Source organism: Vibrio sp. YT-15, assembly GCF_033337445.1.
Classification (GTDB): domain Bacteria; phylum Pseudomonadota; class Gammaproteobacteria; order Enterobacterales; family Vibrionaceae; genus Vibrio; species Vibrio alginolyticus.
This window is the reverse complement of sequence record NZ_JAWOQR010000046.1, coordinates 1-2,059: the sequence shown is the minus strand read 5'-3', so window position 1 is coordinate 2,059 and position 2,059 is coordinate 1. Positions and strand designations below refer to the sequence as shown.

Below are 2,059 nucleotides of genomic sequence, written 5' to 3'. Positions count from 1 at the left end.
TAAAGCCTTCGATGTACATACAGGATGCAGAGAGCTCAATTGATATAGATTGGCCAGAGGACTTTACTTTCGCTGAATCTATGTGGTTACAGAAAAATAAATGATCATCGGTAAATAGACATTACAATTGTAGCGTCTATTTACCTGTCATTTCATCGTCTAGGATAAGCATCGATCATAGAGAAACTAGACCTATTCACGATTTTTACCCCTTTGAGCTCAGCCCATTTATTTAACAATTGATGTGCATAAAACGTCAAGAAAGTTAATCGCATCAAGTCCGTCATATTAAAAGGTTTGACCTTTTGAGGATTTTCTAGGAGCGGCAACTTCTCTTCTTTTCCATAGAAATGCTTGTAGACCATATAAAGCCGGTTGCTCTCTTGATCAACATGGACATCATTATGGAAGCTCATATCCGCTCCAAATATTTCCACTGAATCATATTCACATAGAATTGCTACATACACAGCAAAGATAAGCACATTGACAGCTGGAGGTGCGACGATACCAGAAGATAGTGCCATTGGGCCATATTTAATATTAGTTACATTACTAGGAATTGCTCGCAGCACTTTTATCGCTATGTTGCTGTTTTTGATATTGCCTTGAATGAACTCTCTGTCAGCAAAGTCAGGAATAATCAATTGCATTTCCCAAGACACAAGTTCATTTAGATCTTTAAACAATTTATCTCTTTTTTCCACCAGAGAGCTATGGGTGGTTTCATCCCAGAAATAGCTATCAATTAAAATATATTTATTAGGTTTCAACGCCGTAAAATGCTCAGACTCTGAGAAGTGATTAACAGCAATCACATCAGTATCTGTACTAATATTATTAATATCTGATTTTAAGGAAGGTCCATTACCTAAAACCGTACATTTCTCATGTGTACGATAAAAGTCTTGAGGTAAATCAGTGCTTTTATCACTTCGCTTTTTGAATGAACGGAAAGTTGAAGCAAAATGCCTCTTCATACTTATCGATTGCTTTATATTTTTAATTGTATTCATTTTAACCTACGCAAAACTTTTAAAACCGTTCGATAATCCAATGTTTTAACAAGATAACAAATCGCTTCGCTGTACAAAGCAAAATTTGATTGTGGAAGTGATGCCATAAACTCAGCGGTACACATACGCTTTTTAATCGCACTCGCAACTTTAGTGGCGTTTTTACTCTCTGCATCTCGCAAGTTCATTTTAAGATCTTGCAGTTCACGCTGAGCATTAATTACTGTGTTGTTATACCTTTCTTCACGTGTTTCTTTTGCGAACGTTGATATGCCACCTAATCGATATTGGATCCATTTTTTGTTTTCATGATGAATACCATTTAACAAAAAGGCTCGAAGGACATTGATGCGATCTTCATTGATGATATCTTTGTTGTAAGGAGCAAACTCGTTCAGTACATCAGACGTAAAAGCGGCGCAACAGCCATCTACTGCACATTTTCTATTAATAATATTTTCGAGTGTATAAGGCTTTTTATTCTGCTTGATCGATTCAAATGGCTCAATGATATCGCCTTGCTCGGAAATTTTGTCGTAACTACCAATAATTAAGCTTGGTTTACCATTTTTCAACCAGGCTTCATAAGTTTCCTCAACTCGGTTCGGCATCGCTATATCATCGCCAGCTTGTACAATAATAAGCTTGTCTTGATACTGTCCGCGCAAGGAGTTGATTTGGCTAACTAAACCAATATTGTGTTCATTGTGCCGATATTCAATATTCAATCCCTTTGGCGCAAACTCTAAAAGCGACAGAATCTTTTCATGGCTATCATCCGGAGAGCAATCGTCCAATACTAACAGCTGGCTCGGCCATGCAGTTTGATGTAATGCCGCCGGAAGCGTTTTATCGAGATAACTTGATTGCTTGTAGCAGAAGAAGACGTAGACAACGTCTTCCAATACTCGCACCTGCCCTTGCATAACTCTTAGACCTCAAAAGAGTTCACTGCATCGACCACAACACTTCTCTCTTGTTCACTCAAGTAAGGCGACATCGGTAATGACAGCACTTCATTTTGCAACTGCTCCGTCAACGGC

The 2,059-nt window shown here is 38.1% G+C and carries 2 protein-coding genes; both read right to left on the bottom strand.

The window, feature by feature from the left end:
• Positions 1 to 152 precede the first annotated feature (152 nt).
• A complete protein-coding gene (locus R7D93_RS25100) occupies positions 153 to 1,016 on the bottom strand; it encodes a hypothetical protein (RefSeq protein ID WP_213869033.1) in 864 nt (287 codons plus the stop codon).
• The gene (locus R7D93_RS25095; RefSeq protein ID WP_064368915.1) at positions 1,013 to 1,942 is read right to left on the bottom strand and encodes a glycosyltransferase family 2 protein; all 930 of its coding nucleotides are present in this window, start codon (positions 1,940 to 1,942) and stop codon (positions 1,013 to 1,015) included. Before R7D93_RS25095 ends, R7D93_RS25100 begins: the two co-directional genes overlap by 4 nt.
• Positions 1,943 to 2,059: the final 117 nt, after the last annotated feature.

What these genes read in the sequence shown, in the direction of transcription:
- R7D93_RS25100 (WP_213869033.1), bottom strand. Translation starts at nt 1,016, where the DNA reads ATGAATACAATTAAAAATATAAAGCAATCGATAAGTATGAAGAGGCAT.
- R7D93_RS25095 (WP_064368915.1), bottom strand. Translation starts at nt 1,942, where the DNA reads ATGCAAGGGCAGGTGCGAGTATTGGAAGACGTTGTCTACGTCTTCTTC.